The organism is Chromohalobacter sp. 48-RD10, from assembly GCF_029889785.1.
GTDB lineage: Bacteria > Pseudomonadota > Gammaproteobacteria > Pseudomonadales > Halomonadaceae > Chromohalobacter.
Genome location: NZ_JARANX010000019.1, coordinates 15,100 through 34,315 on the forward strand (window position 1 = coordinate 15,100; position 19,216 = coordinate 34,315).

Here is a 19,216-nt window from a genome sequence, read left to right on the forward strand (position 1 = left end):
TTCAACACAAAGCACTCATCGCAAGACCTCGCGCCACGCCGGACGAGCAGGCCCTTCGGCAGAGCGGGTGATGCGCGTGTCGTCATTATCGGCCTGCGCCCGGTGGGCTTGAATCAATGCCTCGCCGGCCGCACGAGGCAGCATCAGCGTGACGCCACGCTCGAGTATCGCATGCGTCACCGGGCGCGTACCCCAACCGAATACCGTCATTTCGACACGCACTTGGCATGACGCGCCGGCCTTGGGACACACACTAACCAGCAGCGAGAACGTCACGCGCGGCGGTTCGCTGACATCAACGAGTGGCGGAGCGCCGCTATCGCCATACGCCAGTCCATCGCGCCGCCAGCGAGCAGCCGACCATTGGCTCGCATGCGACGCCCGTGGCATCAGGCAATCAGGCGCCATACAGTCGCCTCGAGCATCGGGCAGTGTGTACTCCGCATGACGCAATCGCCATTCGCCTTCCGCTAATGCCGCCTGGGCCGCTTGAAACGCCACCTGGCGATCCATGACATTGCGCGCCATGCGCTCCTGCAGGACCGCGCCCTGCAACCCGGCAAGCCCCAGTGCCGTCATCGCCATCAGCAGAATCAACGCGACGATCAGCGTCATGCCCCGTTCTCGAGAAGGGACGTTGAGGCTCACGATGAAGACTCATCCTGCGCGGGGACAAGCGGTGGCGAGAGTACATTACGCAGCGCCACGCTCATGGCATACACCCGATACAGGCGATGATCCGATGCCGTGACGGTTTCGCCGTCGACGACATAGGACGATGCCGTGTCGACGAGCCCATCCTGTCGCGAGGCCACCAGCAACTCGATACTCACGCCCTTGACGCTGGCCCAGTCACCGACATCTGCGGCACGCCGCCAACGACCCTCGATGAAATAACGCAGCGTCATGGCCTCGACATTTGCATCGAGCGGTTGAGAAGACGCCCCGTTCACCGCGCAATTCAAGCCCTGCGAGGCATTCAGCGACATCGTAGTGCGAGTGATATCAGCACTCTCGAGTCGCCCGCCCAGGCAATTCTGAACCGGTACGTCGCGGCTGCCGTAATAACGGACGTTCAGGGTACTGTCGTCCCCTGCGACGATGGCGCCATGAGCAAACCGCGATGTCGCCGGAAAGGTCTGCGCCTTTTCCCATCCGGCATAGCCCGCCTTGCGTAATTCCCGCGTCAGTACGTCAGTGACGAAGCGGCCACTTTCCTGCATCTGGGCCAGTTGCGTCTGCAGGCGGTACTGCTGTTGATAAGCGATGAACAGGTCGATGACCCCGAGCAGCACGATCATGCTCAGTGCCAGGCTCACCATCAACTCGATCAGCGACACGCCACGTTGATGCCGGCATCCCGGAGAGGGTCGCTCAAAGCCGGGTCTGTAATCGATATTGCTGCTGCCCATCGTCATCGCTCCAGCGCGCACGGGGCGCTCGCCAGGTCACTTTCACTGTCGCCGTCGCCACATCGTCATTACCCGCCACTTCGATGCAGCCTTGCGTTTGAGGGAGCGCATTTACGAGCCCTGTCAGCCAGGTGCGCACCTGAGCCGATGCAGCACTGGCAGGATCATCACTGCATGGCTGGTCGTAGGCACCTGCCAGCGCACCGGAGCGGTCGATACGCAAACGTTCGAGCATCGCCCCCACCCGCTGCACCGCTTGAGACTGGGCCTCGGCATGCCGCTGGGCGTGCAGTGCCTGCGCCTGAGTAGCCGCCAACCCCAGCATGCCGAAAGACAAAATGAACAACGTGATCAGCACTTCGATCAAGCTGAAGCCCGGCATACGCCCACGCCGCGAAGGCTCTCCCCTGCGTATCACCCTCATCGTATTTGCTCGCTTGCCCAGACTCCTTTATAAACATATAAAGCAATTTCTAATATAAAGAAAGGCAATCGATGCGCTCGACAACACGACACATGCGAGGAATGACACTGCTCGAATTGCTCGTGATCATCGTCATTGTCGGCGTGCTCACCATCCAGGGCGTCCCCGCCATAGGCCATGTGCTACGCGATCAGCGCTTGCAGGCCGCTAGCCACACGCTTTATCAGGCGCTTTACTACGCCCGCAGCGAGGCCATTCGCCAAGGCGTGCCAGTGATGGTGGTCAGCGGGCAGGAAGAATGGACTCAGGGCTGGCGCATATTCGCCGATCGCGATGACGATGGTGAGCAATCGCCCTCGGAACCGACGCTACGAGCGGGTGGCACGCCGCCAGGCGGGCTCCGGTTGCACGCCAATCAGCCCTTGCGGCACTACGTGCGTTACGCGCCGAACGGCTACTCGATCCGCGCCTCCGGCAGCTTCCAGATTGGCAGTTTCTATCTCTGCACGGCCAAGGCGACGACCCCGGCACGCCGCATCGTGCTGAGCCGTGGCGGTCGGGTACGCATCGAACGACTCCCGGAAGGCGATGCCGCCTGCACGCGCTGATTCAGTCATCGGCGCCAGACGAGAGTCCCTTCAGCGTCCAGTCGCCCTCGCCGTTTTCACCACCGCCGCCACCGCCCGTACCGACGGTCGACTCCATCAATGCTTCGTCGTAGTGGATGCCGGCGCCACCCCTCACCTCGACACGACGACCTTTCACGGCACCATACAAGCCCCCACCAGCAGCAACATTAACGGTGCTGTACGGCGCGAAGATGGTGCCCTTGAACGCAGAGCGGCCACTGATATTGACGCCCGCGTTCCAACCATTGACACCATTATCGTCATAGGTCGAATAGAGAGACAGGATTGGATTGCCATCGTCGTCGGTCGGGCTGTCGGACGCCACATTGAGATTGCTGCCCAGGTTGAAACGTCCCTCGGTGACGATCTTCAACGAACTACCCTCGGCAACGTTGAACGTAGCCCCGCCGCCAATACCGATACCGCCCTTGACGTAGAGCGTCATGTCGCCGCCATCGACGACGAAATTGGCACTGCCGCCCAGCAAGAAGCTATCCAGCACCAGCACATTGGTGGGCTCAGGGAAGATGCCATCGAGCGCGACGCCGCGTGAGACCTTGTAACGCTCGGGATGGTGCACACTATTGTGATGACGATCGGACGGCACCTGGAGTCCATTCGGCGTCAAGGTATACGTCTGATTGCCACCGCCGATCGCTAGCCTCCCCGACGAGGCATAGGGCGAGAGAGCATCGGTCAAGTCGCCGATCGTCGCGCCCTTGTTTGTCGTGGATGTGAAAGCGTCACAGCTTTGTTGCTCAACTTCCACTTTAGAAGCCTCAGGGGCCTCAGCAACATCTGATGAGACGCGATTGATGGTGCCGCCGACTTGGTTTGCCACATCCCGCTTATGAACGGTTGTATGCACCTTCGGTGCCGTAGCATTACCCTCAATGCGCGAACTCCACTTACCGGTGACGATTTCCGTGTTTGACTCGACATTGCCCTGTATGCGGCCACTGCTGGTCAAACGCACCGTCTGGCGGGAGGCGACATTGCCCAAGATATTGGCCCCACCACCGTGTATTGTTACATCAAGACTCGCGAGTATACTTCCCCCAACAGTTCCGCCCTTTTTTAACGTAACCGCTCCCCGGCTACTAATATCCCCTCCGACTCTCGCGCCCCCCCTATGGATAGTGACATCGCCATTAGCGCGGATATTTCCAGAAACATTGCCGCCCTTCACCATCTCGACCGATCCACGGCTGCTAACATCGCCTTGAATATCAGCTCCGCCATTAAGAACCACGATATCTCCGTCCGCATTCAGATCGCCATGAAGCGTGCCAGAGTTACCAACTATAATTCGCCCCGCAGACTCTACATCTCCGTAAACAGGCTGCCCGCTACTCAGGACGATATCGCCTTCCCAAAACCTGTCTCCTTTATAACTGGATTTTATCGTGGCATTACTTTTATTAGCATTACCGTCTTCACCGTACGTTCCATCACGGGAGTCGTAACTATCGATGACTCCACTGCCTAATGTGTTAACACCCTCACAGCCGAGCAGGACCTCACGGTAGGCACCGCCGGCCTCATCGCCGCCTCCGACATTAAACTCGGCCTGGAAACTCGAAAAGCCGACATTCTGATCATTGCCGTCGACCCAGTTGCTTCCCGAGAAAGTTACTCGAACTGTGTCCTCGTCGAGTTTTTCGACGCTTTCAACCATGGGGCGAGTGTACTGGCTCGGCGAGAGGGCATTGCGATCTCGCCACGGTGTCGTGGACATGTCATCCACGCCTGGCTTCCAGGTAGTGCCGTTCTCCGCATTGGCCATCAGTTGATCATTCACGTACTGCCGTATGTCGCGCGCCCATTGCGTATCGCCGCGCAGTAGATGCAAAAAGGCCTCGTCGGCCCCTAATTGGGCATTATTGGTCCGCAGGTAATGTCCTGCTTGACGCTCCTGATAGCGGCCCAGTGACATGCCAGCCACGACCATGCCCGTGGCGATGGTCAGAAGCGCGAGCCCGATGACGAGCACGAAGCCGTTTTCTCTAGGATGCATCCTCGCCTCCCTCGGACTGAACCGCATAGCGTGAGCTCAAGTGATAGCGTAATGTCCTAACGGTACAGTCCTGAAGATCACGGCAAGTGGCATAGTTCAGTGTGACCCGTACACAGGAAGTCGAAGCGTCATTACAGATCCCCGAGGTGTCGAATGTGACGCCTGTCACTCCTGGTGTGGAGAGCGTCAACACTTTCCTGCCATTGCAATCGAATGACGCCTTTTCCTCGCTGGAGTCGACGCGCCATACCCAGTCCGAATGAGCGCTATTCCGGCATCCCGTAGGCGCTGCGCCTGCCGGCGTAACCGTCAACACCGAGCCTCCTTCACTCACTTCGACGTCTTTGGCCATGGCCACGGCGCGCGCCATGGATTGATGTACGTAAAGCAGTTCATCCTGCAATTGATAGACGCCATCCCGCTGCTCACGGAGACCACTGATCGCCTGGTATGCCGATACGCTGCCCACGAGGATGATCAAGCCGAGCAGCATGCTGATCATCATCTCGATCAGCGTGAAGCCGCTTTGGCGTTGTTGATTGTTCATCCGCTTGCAGCCTCACAAGGCAAGAAGGCCACCAAGTTCACGTGCGGGGAAGTAGCTTTTTCACCATCCGAGCCTTCACCGCCCTGCCAAATGATCTGGAGGTCATAAAGGCCATTGCCGATATTTTTCCCACTCCCATCGGGCGCGGGAGGGCCGTTAATTTGAGCGACATCTTTCTGCCACTTACTCAAAAGAGCCTTACAAGTTTCATCCTGCTGCGCCCAGGCGCGTTCATTTATGTCTCGGACCATGATGGTGGCGAGTGTTGTGTTGAGGCTCTCGCGTGCGTTCTGCAACGAGTTGAGTTGCATGGCAGCGAGCCCGAGCATGCCGATGGAGAGAATGGTCAGCGCGACCAGCACTTCGATTAGGCCGAAGCCGCGCTGGCGATGGGGAAGACGTGGCATTGGCGATTCCATCACAGGCCACACTCCTTACTCGGCTCTGCGACATAGGCACGCCCAATGCGGCTAAAGCAAACCCAACGGGAGTCGTCCGATAGCCCTGCATGGCGCAATTGCCAACTGGCCGCCTCCCCATCTTTCGGATACCCCAGGTCATCGAAGCGCACACTGGCAGGTTGTGACGGGGCGTCAACGACGTTGAGCCGATCAGGTAGCGGCTGGTGGACGGCAATCGTCTTATTACCCTCGTCGGCTATGCGCCAGCCTTTTGACCAGTCATTGCCCTCGCATGAATCCCCATCAGCACTCGCACACAGCGTAACTTCGGCTTCGCGCATGATGGCTTCGCCGCGCGCCAGGCGCAGTGCGGCGACCAGTTCGTTGGCGGCGTCGGTGAGCTGTTGGTTCTGGCGCAGGGACTGAAAGCTGGGTACGGCGATGCTTGCCATGATCGCGAAGATCACCAGCACGATCAGCAATTCTAGGAGGGAGAAACCACTGGCGTTCGATACGCGGCGAACGCGGCAAGCAAGATGCGGCACGTACGGCTTCCTGATGGTTGCGGCGAAGCGTCGCGCACGCGGCAAGGGGCGAGCGTTCGGACGCCCCTCAATGTAGCCTATTTTGCAACGAAATGTAACGACACACCGAACCGGCGGGCGTCAACGCATCATTCGCTGGCGATCACCTGCTCGCGCAGCTCCTTGGGCATGGAGAAGACGATGTCTTCGGCCTGCCCGGCGAGTTCATCGGGGTCCTCGGCGCCCAGCGCCTTGAGCCGGTCGATGACCGCCTGGACGAGGACTTCCGGTGCACTGGCACCGGCCGTGATGCCGATGGTGCCCACGCCGTCCACCCACTCGGGGCGAATCTGCTCGGCGGTATCGATCAGATACGCCGGCGTACCGGTACGCTCGGCCAGTTCACGCAGACGGTTGGAATTGGAGCTGTTGGGGCTGCCCACTACCAGCACCAGCTGGCTTTCGCTGGCCAATTCGCGCACGGCGTCCTGGCGGTTCTGGGTGGCGTAGCAGATGTCGTCCTTGCGCGGCCCGTCGATACGCGGAAATTTCTCGCGCAGAGCGTCGATGACCTTCGAGGTATCGTCCATGGACAGCGTGGTCTGGGTCACGAACGCCAGCCGCTCGGGATCGTTAACCTCAAGCTTCGCCACGTCCTGCTCGTCCTCGACGAGGTGGATTTGTCCACCGAAGGACGTATCGTAGCGCCCCATGGTGCCCTCGACCTCAGGATGGCCGGCATGCCCGATCAGCACGCATTCCTGGCCGCGCTTGGCGTAGCGCAGGACTTCCATGTGCACCTTGGTGACCAGCGGACAGGTGGCGTCGAAGATGCGCAGCCCACGCCGCTCGGCCTCTTGCTGGACCGCGCGCGATACGCCGTGCGCGGAGAAGATCACAATCACGTCGTCGGGGATCTCATGCACTTCCTCGACGAATACCGCTCCGCGCTCACGCAGGCTATCCACCACGAAGCGGTTATGGACGACTTCGTGACGTACGTAGATGGGCGGCCCGAACACATCGAGCGCGCGACTGACGATCTCGATGGCGCGGTCGACGCCGGCACAGAAACCGCGTGGATTGGCCAGCTTGATTTGCATGCTTACCTCGCCTCGATGCGCCGTGGCATCGTATCGATGGGCGGCGTGCGCCCGTCAAAGCTTAATGGGTCGTGGCCGGGCGAACCTCGATCACTTCCACCTCGAAGGTCAGGGTACGCCCCGCCAGCGGGTGATTGAAGTCTACATCGACATTGCGTTCGTCGATCTCGGCGATGACGCCGGGCAGCTCGCCGCCGCCCGGGTCGGTGAACGACATCATCGTACCGACTTCGAGATCGTCGTCGAACTGGTCGCGCGGCAGGCGCTGCACGTTCTGCGGATTGTGCTGACCAAAGCCGTGCTCGGGGGTGATGGTAAAACGGCCGGTCTCGCCATCGGTCATGTCCTTGAGCGGCGCCTCGAACCCCGGTGGCAGATTGCCATCGCCGACCTGAAACGTCGCCGGCGCCTTGTCGCGGGTGGAATCGACCACCGTCTCGTCTTCCAACTTGACGGTGAAATGCAATGTCACTTCCATCCCATCGCCGATGCGGTACTCACTCATGGGGCGTCTCTCTTATCGGATGTTGCCGTGTGTCGTCGGCCGTCACGCAGGGAGGCCAGAATCAAGCCAATGGCTCCCAAGGTGATGGCGGTATCAGCCAAGTTAAAGGCAGGAAAGTAATTTCCCTGCCAATGAAACGATAGGAAGTCGACCACATAGCCATGCACCAGGCGGTCGTAGAGATTGCCCAACGCCCCGCCGATCACGAGTGCAATCGCTGCCGCCGAGAGGCGTTCATCGGCCTTGAGACGCGTCAACCACACGGTCAAGCCAATGCTCACGCCAAGGGCGATGGCCGCGAACAGCCAGCGCTGCCATCCGGCATGATCGGCCAGAAAGCTGAACGCCGCACCGGTATTGTGGAGCAGCGTAAAGTTGAACACCGGCAATAACTCGACCGGCTGTGCATAGATCAAATGCGTGCTGGCGAGCAGCTTGCTGCCAAGGTCCAGCACGATCACCAATAGCGCCAGCCACAGCCAGCGCAAGGGCCGCTGCATGGGCGACGATACTGATCGTTCAGGCGTTGCAGCGTCGTTCATTCAAGCCTCTCATCTCATGATCAAGCGGCGCTATGGCACGTGATGCGTCATCAGGCATCGAATCTTCAGGCATAACGGCGCGTTTCGCCCGGCCCTGCGGGCAGGTTGCTCAGACAGCGACCGCACAGGTTCGGATCGGCCGCATGCGTGCCTACATCCTCGCGGTGATGCCAGCAACGTTCGCACTTGGTGTGCGGACTTTCCATCACACCCACCTTGAGGCAGTCGAGCTCGCTGGTCTCGGCCTGCTCGCTGCCCGCCGCATTCGGCGACGCCAGATGCACCTCGCTGGTCAACAGCACGAAACGCAGCTCATCGCCGAGTTGCGACAAAGTCTCGCGCAAGCCGTCGTCGGCGTAGAGCGTAACCTCGGCGGCAAGACTATTACGTATCACCTTGGCGTTACGCGCGTCTTCCAGGCACTTGTTGACCGCCTGCTTGACCTCGAGCACTCGCGACCAGAACTCACGCCCCATCACGGCATCCGTCTTCAGCGTCGCTAGATGCGGATAGTATTCCTCCAGCAGCACGCTATCGCCGCGCGTGCCGGGGATGGCTTCGTAGATTTCCTCGGCAGTGAAGGACAGAATCGGCGCCACCCAACGCACCAGCGCCTCAACCACATGATAGAGCGCTGTCTGACAGCTGCGTCGCGCGCGCGAATCAGCTTGGGTGGTGTACTGGCGATCCTTGATCACATCCAGATAGAAGCCGCCCAGCTCGTGGGCGCAGAAATCATGTACCTGCTGATAGACATCCCGGAAGCGGTAGTCGTCATAGGCCGTCTGCATGCGCTGCTGAAGCTGCGCGGCACGATCCACCGCCCACTGATCCAGGGCCAGCATATCCTCGAACGCCACGGCATCACGCGCGGGATCGAAGCCATTCAAGTTGGCCAGCAGGAAGCGCGCAGTGTTGCGAATACGGCGATACACATCGGCGGTGCGTTTCAGGATCTCGTCGGAGACCGCCATCTCACCGGAATAGTCGGTGGAAGCCACCCACAAGCGCAGGATATCGGCGCCCAGCTTGTCCATCACCTGCTGCGGTGCGATGACGTTACCCATCGACTTGGACATCTTGCGGCCCTTCTCGTCGACAGTGAAGCCGTGCGTCAAAAGCGCTTTGTAAGGCGCATGACCGTCGATGGCGCAACCGGTCAGCAACGACGAATGGAACCAGCCACGATGCTGGTCGGAGCCCTCGAGATACAGGTCGGCACGCGGACCCTGGTCGTGTCCCATCGGATGCGAGCCGCGCATCACATGACGATGCGTGGTGCCTGAATCGAACCACACATCCAGCGTGTCGGTGACTTTCTCGTAGTCACCGGCCTCGTCGCCCAGCAGCTCTTGAGCATCGAGACGGAACCAAGCATCGATGCCCTCGGCTTCGACGCGCTTGGCGACGTCTTCCATCAGCTCGACGGTACGCGGATGCCACTCCCCAGTCTGCTTGTGCAGGAAGAACGGGATCGGCACCCCCCAGTTACGCTGCCGTGAGATGCACCAGTCGGGACGGTTGGCGATCATCGAGTGCAGGCGCGCCTTGCCCCAGGCGGGGACGAACTGCGTCGCCTCAACGCCGTCCAACGCGCGCTGACGCAGCGTGCGCCCCGCGTCGTCCTCGCGATCCATACCCACGAACCATTGCGCGGTCGCGCGGTAGATGACCGGCGTCTTGTGGCGCCAGCAGTGCATGTAGCTGTGGGTGATCGGCGTGTGCACCATCAGCGCGTTGACTTCACGCAGCTTGTCAACGATCTGGGGGTTGGCCTTCCAGATCATCTGCCCGCCGAAGAACGGCAGATCATCGCGGTATACGCCATTGCCCTGCACGGGGTTGAGCATGTCGTCGAAGCTCATGCCATGCTCGCGGCAGGTCATGAAGTCATCGAGGCCGTACGACGGCGCCGAGTGGACGACGCCGGTGCTGCCCTCTTCCACGGTCACGTAATCGGCGAGATATACCGGCGCCACACGCTCGTAGAACGGGTGCTGGAAATTGATGAATTCAAGCGCCGCGCCCGTGGTCGTAGCCACGATTTCACCCTCTAGGCCGTAGCGCGTCAGGCAGCTCTCGATCAGTTCTTCGGCGAGCACCAGCAGCCGCTCGCCGGTATCGACCAGCGCGTAGGTGACGTCGGGATGCACGTTCAGCGCCTGGTTGGCGGGAATGGTCCACGGCGTGGTGGTCCAGATGACGATCGCTGCCGGCTTGTCGAGCGCGGTGAGCCCAAACGCCATCGCCAGCTTGGCGGGCTCGGCGGCGGTGAAGGCGACATCGATAGCATCGGACTTCTTGTCGGCGTACTCGACCTCGGCCTCGGCCAGCGCCGAGCCGCAATCGAAGCACCAGTTGACCGGCTTCAGCCCCTTGAAGACATAACCACCCTCGACCATCTTGGCCAGCGCACGGATTTCGCCCGCCTCGTTGGCGAAATCCATGGTCCGGTAGGGGCGCTCCCAGTCACCGACCACGCCCAGGCGCACGAAGTCGGTCTTCTGCGCTTCGATCTGCGCGCCCGCGTACTCGCGGCATAGATCACGTGCTTCGCCGGCGCCGAGATGCTTGCCGTGGGTGGTCTCGACCTTGTGCTCAATGGGCAAGCCATGACAGTCCCAACCGGGCACATAGGGCGCATCGTACCCCGCCAGCGCCTTCGACTTGACGACGATGTCCTTGAGGATCTTGTTGACGGCATGGCCGATATGAATGCTGCCGTTGGCGTAGGGGGGGCCATCGTGCAGCACGAAACTCTCACGACCGGCACGCGCTTCGCGCAGGCGCTGGTAGAGGTCCATGTCCTGCCATTGCGATACCCGCCCCGGCTCACGCTTGGGCAACATGCCGCGCATGGGGAAGTCGGTTTCGGGGAGATTCAGGGTATGTTTGTAATCGCTCATAGCGGAAGGTCAGCCATCGTCTTGGTCGGCCGGGCGAGCGCCGGCCGAAGAGTCGGAAGTCGAAGGCTCGGGCGCCAGAGGCGCCGAGGCCAGCGGATAAGTCCAGCCAGTCGAAGCGCACGGCAGCTCGAGCGCAGCCGCATCGAGCGGTGTCGCCGTGCGGAAGTAGCGACGTGCCTGCGCCAGGTCGGCATGAATCTGACGCGTCAGGGCCTCCAGCCCCGCAAAATTGACCTCGCCTCTCAGCCGTGCGCAGGGCACGACCGTGAGGCGCTGGCCATAGAGGTCATCCTCGAAATCGAACAGATGCACCTCCAGCACCGGCCGCGAGCTGCCGACCGTCGGCCGCCAGCCTATATTGGCCGCCCCCGGCAACTCGCGACCATCGGGCAGCCGCGTGACGCAGGCATAGATACCGCGTAATGCCAGGGAACGCGACGTCAGTGGCAGATTAGCGGTGGGCACGCCGATGGTGCGCCCCAACTGCCGGTCGGCCACCACGCGCCCCGAGAGTTGATAGGGACGCCCCAACAGCCGCGCGGCCTGGGCGAAATTGCCGCTGGCCAGCAGGGTGCGTACGCGGGTACTCGAGACGCGATCGTCGTCGAGGACAAAAGTGCGCGTATGCTCGACCTCAAAACCACGGCGTTCGCCCACGCGTTGTAGTAACGCGAAATCACCCGCCCGGTCACAGCCAAAACGGAAGTCGTCGCCCACCACGAGATGCTTGACGCCCAGGCCGCGGATCAGCACGCGCTCGATGAATTCGTCGGCCGTCAGGCCTCGCAGAGCGGCATTGAAGGGCAGGCAGACGATGCGCTCGGCGCCGTATTCGGCCAACAGTTCAACCTTGTCGCGCAACCTGCTCAAACGTGGCGGCGCCTGCTCGCCGGCAAAATACTCGCGCGGCTGGGGCTCGAAGACGACCACCGTCATCGGTAACCCCAACGCCGTGGCGCGACTCTTGAGCTGATCGAGGATCGCCTGATGGCCGCGATGCACGCCATCGAAATTGCCGATCGTCGCCACGCACGGGCCCGCCTCGCGCAGATTGTGCAGTCCTCTGATCAGTTCCATGTGCCGTTCATATGCCGGTGAAACGTTCGATTATAACCAAGGGGGCCATGACTGACAGCCATGACTGCCTTACCATCAGCCACCCAGACGAAAATGCCTGAGACGTACGCCACACAGCGCCAGCCATCCAAAGTAGACCAAGGCACCGCCCAGGGTTAGTCCGAGCAATGTCGCCGCGCGCTGCCATACGCCCCAGGCCAGCCATTGATGCCATTCGGGGCATAGCCACCAAAGCCCGGCTCCCATGACGACGCAGCCGCCGCCCAGTGTCAACGCGTAGCGTCCCCAGCCCGGCTGAAACGTCAGTACGTCGCGCCGCCATAGCCCCCAGCCCAGCAAGCCGGCATTGAGAAACGCCGATAGCGCCGTGGCCAGCGCCAGCCCCGCATGCGCCAGCGGCCAGATCAACAGCAGGTTCAACATCATGTTGGCAACCATCGCCACGATGCCGATCTTGACCGGCGTCTTGGTATCCTGACGCGCGAAGTACCCCGGCGCCAGCACCTTGATCAGCATGAATGGCAACAGACCCAACGCATAGGCCCGCATACTGCGCGCCGCCATCACGATATCGTGATCCGTCATCGCCCCATAGTGGAACAGGCTCACCAGCAATGGCTCGGCCAGCAGCACCAAGGCCAAGGCGGCGGGAAGCCCGATCAGCAACACCGCACGCAACGCCCAGTCGAGCATCTTCGCGAAGTGCGCTGGCGACTGCTCGGCATGGCGCTTGGAGAGCGCCGGCAGGATCACCGTGCCCAGCGCCACGCCGAACACGCCCAGCGGCAACTCCGTCAGGCGTTCCGAGTAGTAGAGCCAGGATACGCTCCCCGAGGCCAGCAGTGACGCCAGCACGGTATCCAGCAACAGGTTGATCTGCGACACCGACACTCCGAACAATGCCGGCGCCATCAGCGTCAGGATACGACGCACGCCCGGGTGCCGGAAGTTGGGCCAGGGACGTGGCGTCAGCCCCAAGCGTGCCAGAAACGGCACCTGAAACCCCAGTTGCACGACACCTGCGATCAGCACTCCCCAGGCCAGCGCCATGGCCGGGTCCTGCATCCAGGGCGTTAGTCCCAGAGCCGCACCGATCAACGACAGATTGAGCAGCACCGGAGTGAACGCCGGTACGGCGAAACGATTCCAGGTGTTGAGCACGCTACCGGCGAAGGCGGTCAGCGAAATAAGCCACAGATAGGGAAACGTCAGGCGCAGCATGTCGGCGGTCAGCGCCAGTTTGCCGGGGTCGGCGCTGAAGCCTGGCGCAAACAGCCACACCAACCAGGGCGCTAGGAGTACTGCCACGGCGCTGAGCAGAGCCAGTATCACGCCGAGACTGCCCGACACCGCATCGAGCAATTCCCGCACCTCCTCGCGAGTCCGTTGAGTAGCATACTCGGACAGCACCGGGATGAACGCCTGGTTGAAGGCGCCCTCGGCGAAAAGGCGACGCATGAAGTTGGGAATCTTGAAGGCGACGAAGAAGGCATCTGCGCCGCTACCGGCCCCGAACAAGGCCGCGATCACGACATCACGCGCCAGCCCCAACACGCGCGAGAGCATGGTCATCGTGCTGACCACCATCCCCGAGCGCAACAGACCGCCACGCGCCGAAGGCTGAGCCTCCGGCGACGCGTCGTCTTCCGGCGCTGCCTGCGATTGCCTAGCCGTCACCGTCTCCCCCTGTCCGCTTGCCGGGTCGAGCCCGACCGCCACTTACAAAAAAACCGGCCGGAGCCGGTTTTTTCACGCGTTACCGCCAAGTCCCGGCTTCAGGCAGCCAGGGCCTTAATTCGCTTATTCAGACGGCTCTTGATGCGTGCAGCCTTGCGCTTGGAGATCGCGTCCTTGTCGGCAATGCGGTCGATGACCGGCTGTGCCGCCTTGAGCTCGGTCATGGCCTGACCGTGGTCGCCACTCTGGATCGCCTTGACGACGCGCTTGACATACGTGCGCACCATGCTGCGTTGGCTGGTATTGTGCTGACGACGCCGCTCCGCCTGGAGGGCGCGCTTACGGGCCTGTTTGATATTCGCCACCGTCTACTCCTTGGAGATGTTGACAGTCATATTCTGTAAAAAATTGATTCGCATGACATTTCGACTACTCCACGCGAATCGGCCAAAACGGGATCGCCACTCATGAGGCGCCCCATCAACGGGCCGTGTCTGAGAGGATGCAACATTCTAGCATGTTCCACGTAAAAACGGCTATAGGTTCACAGACCGACGCCTCGACATCACGCCCCTCAGATGATGACCAAGTTATCGCGATGAATGAGCTCCGGCGATTCCATGTAGCCAAGCAACGTCTCGATACGATGACTGGGCTGACCCACGATGCGACGCGCTTCATCGCTACCGTAGTTGACCAGTCCTTTGGCGACTCGGGCGCCTTGCTCGTTGACGCAAACCACCATATCGCCGCGCTTGAAGGCACCCTCGGCACGCCGCACACCCACCGGCAGCAAGCTCGATCCATGGCGATGCAATACCTCGACTGCGCCATCGTCGAGCACCAGCGTACCGCGCACCTGAAGCTGCCCAGCCAACCACCGCTTGCGCGCCGCCAACGGCGCATGATCCGGCATCAACAACGTGCCCAGCGCCTCGCCGTCCGCCAACCGGGTGAGCACCGCCGACTGGCGCCCGCTGGCGATCACCGTCAGCGCGCCGGAACGCGCCGCCAGGCGCGCGGCACGCACCTTGGTCGTCATCCCGCCGCGCCCCAGAGCACCGCCATCACCGGCTACCGCCGCCAGGGCAGGATCGTCGGCGCGCCCTTCGCTGATTAGCCGCGCCCCGGGGTCGTGGCGCGGATCGGAATCGAACAAGCCTTCCTGATCGGTGAGCAGCATCAGCGCGTCTGCTTCCAGAAGATTGGCCACCAACGCGCCCAGCGTATCGTTATCGCCGAAGCGGATCTCGTCGGTCACCACGGTGTCGTTTTCGTTGATCACCGGCACCACGCGCAGCGCGACCAGTGTTCGCAACGCCGAACGCGCATTGAGGTAACGCTTACGGTCGGAAAGATCATCATGCGTCAGCAGCACTTGCGCGCTGCGCAGGCCGTGGCGCGCAAAGTGCCCCTCGTAGCATTGCGACAGGCCCGACTGCCCGACTGCGGCGGCCGCTTGCAGTTCATAGACCGCCGAGGGCCGAGATGCCCAGCCCAGACGTGCCATACCCTCGGCCACTGCCCCGGACGAGACCAGCACGATCTCGACACCGCGCGCATGCAGGGAGGCGATCTGATCGACCCAGCCGCCGATGGCCTCGGCATCGAGGCCACGACCGTCGTTGGTCAACAATGCGCTGCCGATCTTGATCACGACACGCCGCGCACCACACAAGGCATCACGGCTTGTCGACTGCGGCTCATTCACCGGTTTTTCTCCCTTCTCGCCTCGGCTCAGGGGGCATATTCCACTTCGACATCGTAATCATCATCGTCGACGTCATCGTCATCTTCCTGGACGGGCTTGCGCTTGCGCGACATGCGCGCTTCGGCACGCGCCACGGCCTCATCTTCCATACGCTGGCGCATCTCGCGCTCATGTTCGAAGGCCGCCTCGTCTTCCGCCTCGAGCTGACGCTGCTCGGTCAGCCAACGATGCGCCGCCTGCACTAGCGGCTGGGTACCCTCGCTACTGATCGCCGAAATCCGGAACACCGGCCCCGTCCATTCCAGACGCGCGACGATGTCGTCGACCATGGCCTGACGCTCCTCCTCGGGGAGCAAGTCGAGCTTGTTGAGCACCAACCAGCGCGGCCGCTCGGCCAGCGTGGTGGAGAATTGCGCGAGCTCGTGCGCGATGGCGCGCGCACCCTCCACGGGATCGCTTTCATCGAACGGCGCCACATCAACGACATGCAGCAGCAACCGCGTGCGGGTCAGGTGCTTGAGGAACCGAAGCCCCAACCCCGCGCCATCGGACGCGCCTTCGATCAGCCCGGGCACGTCAGCCATCACGAAATGCTCATGCGTGCCCAGCTTGACCACCCCGAGATTGGGCACCAGCGTAGTGAAGGGGTAGTTGGCAACCTTGGGCTTGGCGGCCGAGACGGCACGAATCAGCGTCGACTTGCCGGCATTGGGCACGCCCAGCAAGCCCACATCGGCCATCACCTTCATCTCGAAGCGCAGGTTGCGGCGCTCCCCCTCGGTGCCCCGTGTCGTCTTGCGCGGCGCCCGATTGGTGGAGGACTTGAAGTGGATGTTGCCCAAGCCTCGGCGACCCGCCTGCGCCACCAGCTCGACTTGGCCGAGCTCGGTCACGTCGGCGATCACCTCGAGAGTATCTTCATCGATCACCGTGGTTCCCACCGGCACCTTGACGTACAAGTCTTCGCCATTACGGCCGCTCATCTGACGGCCTTGGCCCGGCTGTCCGTTGGGCGCCTTGTAGAAACGCTGATACTTGAAATCGATCAGCGTATTAAGGGCGTCGTCACCGATCAGGTAGACGCTGCCGCCGTGCCCACCGTCGCCGCCGTCCGGCCCACCTTTGGGAACGTACTTCTCGCGCCGGAAACTCAGGCAGCCGTTGCCGCCCTTACCGGCCTCCACAATGATCGAGGCTTCGTCGACGAATTGCATGGACACTTCTCCCGACGGCTACGGCCGCCCTATACGAAAAGACCCCGCCTGAGCGGGGCCTTTCCTTTCACCGTTCATGGCGGTCTCAGGCGGAGACGACGCTCACGAACTTGCGATTTTTCGGACCCTTGGTCTCGAACTTGATCACGCCTTCGTTCAGAGCGAACAAGGTGTGATCCTTGCCGATGCCAACGCCACTGCCCGCGTGGAACTTGGTGCCACGCTGACGCACGATGATGTTGCCGGCGGTCGCCGCCTGGCCACCGAACAGCTTGACACCAAGGCGTTTGGATTCGCTATCGCGACCGTTACGAGAACTACCGGCAGCCTTTTTATGAGCCATTGCAAATACCTCGCGTTATCCAGGGAATATCGCTTACGCGGAAATTCCGGTGATCTTGACTTCTGTGAACCACTGACGATGGCCTTGACGGCGCATCTGGTGCTTACGGCGACGGAACTTGATGATCTTCACCTTTTCGCCACGACCATGGGAAACGACTTCCGCCGTTACCTTGGCACCGTCGACCAGCGGCGTGCCGACCTTGATGTCATCATCATCGCCGACCAGCAGCACTTGGTCGAGCTCGAGGGTGTCACCCGTGGCCACTTCCAGCTTCTCGAGCTTCAGGGTCTGGCCTTCCTGAACGCGGTACTGCTTGCCACCGCTCTTGATTACTGCGTACATGTCACTCTCCAGCACTCATCGGGGTTGCGCTCTTCATCGGCCTGCGGCGAGTGGCGCCCCTTCCGGCAACCATCTGACAGGGAGCATGATGAGTCGAGCCGCGTATTATAGCGACACTCGGGCATACCGGGCAAGCATCTTTCACGCCATGACTGACGCAGCCTTACGAGCCCCGGCATGCGCCTTGACGCCTCCCGGGGGGCCCCCTAGCATAGCCTAAGCCCAAGGCCGCAATGAGGCGGCCCAACCCCTTATTGCGACAAGCCGACCCATGCAGCCCAACGCATCGCCCATCCATGCGGCGGTCGCGGATGATTTCGCCGCCGTCGATCGCACCATCCTCGCCCAACTGGCTTCTCGGGTTCCTCTCGTCGAAACCATTGGTCACTACATCATCGAAAGCGGCGGCAAACGGCTGCGCCCTCTGCTCGTGCTGCTCGCGGCGCGCTCGCTGGACTACCCTGGCGATCGCCACGTGACCCTGGCCACGCTGATCGAGTTCATGCATACCTCGACGCTATTGCACGACGACGTCGTCGACGAGTCTCATCTGCGACGCGGCAAGGCCACCGCTAACGACGCCTGGGGCAATGCGCCCTCAGTGCTGGTCGGCGACTTCCTTTATTCGCGCTCGTTCCAGATGATGGTCGAGGTCGGCTCGATGCGCGTGATGGAGATTCTTTCCGGCGCCACGTGCGTGATCGCCGAAGGTGAGGTACTGCAGCTGACGAATATCGGCAACCCCGATATCGACGAGGCCGCCTACTTCGACACCATTCAGGGCAAGACCGCCATGCTCTTCGAGGCCGCCAGCCACAGCGGCGCGGTGCTCGCCGAGGCAAGCCCCGCGCAGGAAGAGGCACTCAAGCTCTACGGGCGCTATCTAGGCCTGACCTTCCAGCTCGTCGACGACCTGCTCGACTATCAGGGCGATGCCGACGCCATGGGCAAGAACGTCGGCGACGACCTGGCCGAGGGCAAACCCACGCTGCCGCTCATCCATGCCATGGCTGCCGGCGATGCCGAACAGACCAAACTGATTCGCCGTGCTATCCGCCAGGGCGGGCTCGATCATCTCGACGAGGTGCTGGCCATCGTCAATAATACCGGCGCGTTGGAATATACTCGCCGCCGCGCCGTGGAAATGGCCGACCGCGCGCTCGCTCAGCTCGAGCTTCTGCCCGAGAGCCGCTACCGCGACAGCATGGCCGAACTGGCCCATCTCGCTGTCGAGCGCCAAACCTGACCCCGCCTCGCAAATAGGGTTGCGCGCGCACCGCGGATGCGTATAATGCAGCCCCGTCGAGCCGGCACCCCGGCGCGAACGGAGTATAGCTCAGCTTGGTAGAGCGCTGCCTTCGGGAGGCAGAGGTCGTAGGTTCGAATCCTGCTACTCCGACCAAAGATTCCATGAAAACGGCCACTGGCTCTTCGGAGCGGTGGCCGTTTTTTGTTGGAGCCGCGCTGACTGCAATGGTCCCGGCACTGCCTTGGTATCTGGAGGAAAGGCTAGCTGACGCTATCACCTCACACACCAAAGCGCCGAGTGAATATTCATGCCTCTACTGGCAATTTGCTCTTGAATGAATTTGATTCATCTAAGGACAAGAATCCTTCACTGGTGGTGGAAGTTAAAGGGCTGCCAAAATGCAGCCAATTGAAGACACATACCGCCCCGGAGTATTCATGGCACACGATCTGATCACTCAACGACTCGACCAGGGTCCTCTCATATGTGCCGAAGGCTTTCTGTTCGAGCTTGAACGGCGCGGCTATCTCTCTGCCGGTGAATTCGTGCCCGAGGTGGCGCTGCTGCGCCCGGACGCACTGGAAGCGCTG

20 protein-coding genes and 1 tRNA gene are annotated in these 19,216 nt (G+C 61.6%); 3 read left to right on the plus strand and 18 right to left on the minus strand.

Going from position 1 to position 19,216, the window contains the following annotated elements:
• Window positions 1-15: 15 nt before the first annotated feature.
• The 3 genes from OP496_RS14340 to pilV (OP496_RS14350) are packed head-to-tail and all read right to left on the minus strand — an operon-like array spanning window position 16 to window position 1,794.
• Complete coding sequence (locus OP496_RS14340; RefSeq protein WP_280564400.1) at window positions 16-648, minus strand: PilX N-terminal domain-containing pilus assembly protein; 633 nt, start codon at window positions 646-648, stop codon at window positions 16-18.
• Window positions 645-1,412, minus strand: coding sequence for a PilW family protein (locus OP496_RS14345; protein WP_280564401.1), 768 nt, complete (start codon window positions 1,410-1,412; stop codon window positions 645-647). The genes OP496_RS14340 and OP496_RS14345 overlap by 4 nt, the downstream gene beginning before the upstream one ends.
• Window positions 1,375-1,794 carry a type IV pilus modification protein PilV gene (pilV, locus tag OP496_RS14350; RefSeq protein ID WP_280564402.1) on the minus strand — a complete coding sequence of 140 codons (420 nt, stop codon included), beginning with the start codon at window positions 1,792-1,794 and terminating at the stop codon, window positions 1,375-1,377. The genes OP496_RS14345 and pilV (OP496_RS14350) overlap by 38 nt, the downstream gene beginning before the upstream one ends.
• A gap of 143 nt (window positions 1,795-1,937) precedes the next feature.
• Here pilV (OP496_RS14350) and OP496_RS14355 point away from each other — a divergent pair, with 143 nt between their 5' ends.
• Window positions 1,938-2,444, plus strand: coding sequence for a GspH/FimT family pseudopilin (locus tag OP496_RS14355; protein ID WP_280564403.1), 507 nt, complete (start codon window positions 1,938-1,940; stop codon window positions 2,442-2,444).
• A gap of 1 nt (window position 2,445) precedes the next feature.
• On the opposite strand, the gene OP496_RS14360 is transcribed toward OP496_RS14355, so the two are convergent.
• The 15 genes from OP496_RS14360 to rplU form a co-directional block, all read right to left on the minus strand.
• Window positions 2,446-4,482, minus strand: a complete 2,037-nt coding sequence (locus OP496_RS14360) for a polymer-forming cytoskeletal protein (RefSeq protein ID WP_280564404.1) — start codon at window positions 4,480-4,482, stop codon at window positions 2,446-2,448.
• The gene (locus tag OP496_RS14365) at window positions 4,472-5,029 is read right to left on the minus strand and encodes a type II secretion system protein (RefSeq protein WP_280564405.1); all 558 of its coding nucleotides are present in this window, start codon (window positions 5,027-5,029) and stop codon (window positions 4,472-4,474) included. The genes OP496_RS14360 and OP496_RS14365 overlap by 11 nt, the downstream gene beginning before the upstream one ends.
• Window positions 5,026-5,436 carry a type IV pilus modification protein PilV gene (gene pilV, locus OP496_RS14370; RefSeq protein ID WP_280564407.1) on the minus strand — a complete coding sequence of 137 codons (411 nt, stop codon included), beginning with the start codon at window positions 5,434-5,436 and terminating at the stop codon, window positions 5,026-5,028. The genes OP496_RS14365 and pilV (OP496_RS14370) overlap by 4 nt, the downstream gene beginning before the upstream one ends.
• Window positions 5,437-5,447: 11 nt before the next feature.
• Window positions 5,448-5,975, minus strand: coding sequence for a GspH/FimT family pseudopilin (locus OP496_RS14375; protein ID WP_280564409.1), 528 nt, complete (start codon window positions 5,973-5,975; stop codon window positions 5,448-5,450).
• 128 nt (window positions 5,976-6,103) lie between these two features.
• Complete coding sequence (gene ispH, locus OP496_RS14380; RefSeq protein WP_246894763.1) at window positions 6,104-7,057, minus strand: 4-hydroxy-3-methylbut-2-enyl diphosphate reductase; 954 nt, start codon at window positions 7,055-7,057, stop codon at window positions 6,104-6,106.
• Window positions 7,058-7,118: 61 nt separating this feature from the next.
• Window positions 7,119-7,562 carry an FKBP-type peptidyl-prolyl cis-trans isomerase gene (gene fkpB / locus OP496_RS14385; RefSeq protein WP_280564414.1) on the minus strand — a complete coding sequence of 148 codons (444 nt, stop codon included), beginning with the start codon at window positions 7,560-7,562 and terminating at the stop codon, window positions 7,119-7,121.
• Window positions 7,559-8,104, minus strand: coding sequence for a signal peptidase II (lspA, locus tag OP496_RS14390; protein ID WP_280564415.1), 546 nt, complete (start codon window positions 8,102-8,104; stop codon window positions 7,559-7,561). The genes fkpB and lspA overlap by 4 nt, the downstream gene beginning before the upstream one ends.
• 65 nt (window positions 8,105-8,169) lie before the next feature.
• Window positions 8,170-11,010, minus strand: coding sequence for an isoleucine--tRNA ligase (ileS, locus tag OP496_RS14395; protein ID WP_280564416.1), 2,841 nt, complete (start codon window positions 11,008-11,010; stop codon window positions 8,170-8,172).
• A gap of 9 nt (window positions 11,011-11,019) precedes the next feature.
• A complete protein-coding gene (gene ribF, locus OP496_RS14400) occupies window positions 11,020-12,087 on the minus strand; it encodes a bifunctional riboflavin kinase/FAD synthetase (RefSeq protein WP_280564417.1) in 1,068 nt (355 codons plus the stop codon).
• Between the two features lie 75 nt (window positions 12,088-12,162).
• Window positions 12,163-13,686: a murein biosynthesis integral membrane protein MurJ gene (murJ, locus tag OP496_RS14405; RefSeq protein WP_280564426.1), complete on the minus strand. Its 1,524-nt coding sequence runs from the start codon at window positions 13,684-13,686 to the stop codon at window positions 12,163-12,165.
• Window positions 13,687-13,862: 176 nt separating this feature from the next.
• The gene (gene rpsT, locus OP496_RS14410; protein WP_280564419.1) at window positions 13,863-14,129 is read right to left on the minus strand and encodes a 30S ribosomal protein S20; all 267 of its coding nucleotides are present in this window, start codon (window positions 14,127-14,129) and stop codon (window positions 13,863-13,865) included.
• A 209-nt stretch (window positions 14,130-14,338) separates the two neighbouring features.
• Window positions 14,339-15,475 carry a glutamate 5-kinase gene (gene proB / locus OP496_RS14415; protein WP_280564421.1) on the minus strand — a complete coding sequence of 379 codons (1,137 nt, stop codon included), beginning with the start codon at window positions 15,473-15,475 and terminating at the stop codon, window positions 14,339-14,341.
• Between the two features lie 26 nt (window positions 15,476-15,501).
• On the minus strand, window positions 15,502-16,689 hold the full coding sequence (gene cgtA / locus OP496_RS14420) for an Obg family GTPase CgtA (protein WP_280564422.1): 1,188 nt from the start codon (window positions 16,687-16,689) through the stop codon (window positions 15,502-15,504).
• 85 nt (window positions 16,690-16,774) lie between these two features.
• The gene (gene rpmA / locus OP496_RS14425; RefSeq protein ID WP_040239264.1) at window positions 16,775-17,032 is read right to left on the minus strand and encodes a 50S ribosomal protein L27; all 258 of its coding nucleotides are present in this window, start codon (window positions 17,030-17,032) and stop codon (window positions 16,775-16,777) included.
• A 33-nt stretch (window positions 17,033-17,065) separates the two neighbouring features.
• Complete coding sequence (rplU, locus tag OP496_RS14430; protein WP_280564423.1) at window positions 17,066-17,377, minus strand: 50S ribosomal protein L21; 312 nt, start codon at window positions 17,375-17,377, stop codon at window positions 17,066-17,068.
• 271 nt (window positions 17,378-17,648) lie between these two features.
• On the opposite strand from rplU, the gene ispB reads away from it, so the two are divergent.
• Window positions 17,649-18,623, plus strand: coding sequence for an octaprenyl diphosphate synthase (ispB, locus tag OP496_RS14435; RefSeq protein ID WP_280564424.1), 975 nt, complete (start codon window positions 17,649-17,651; stop codon window positions 18,621-18,623).
• 79 nt (window positions 18,624-18,702) lie between these two features.
• Window positions 18,703-18,779, plus strand: a tRNA-Pro gene (locus OP496_RS14440).
• Window positions 18,780-19,216 lie beyond the last annotated feature (437 nt).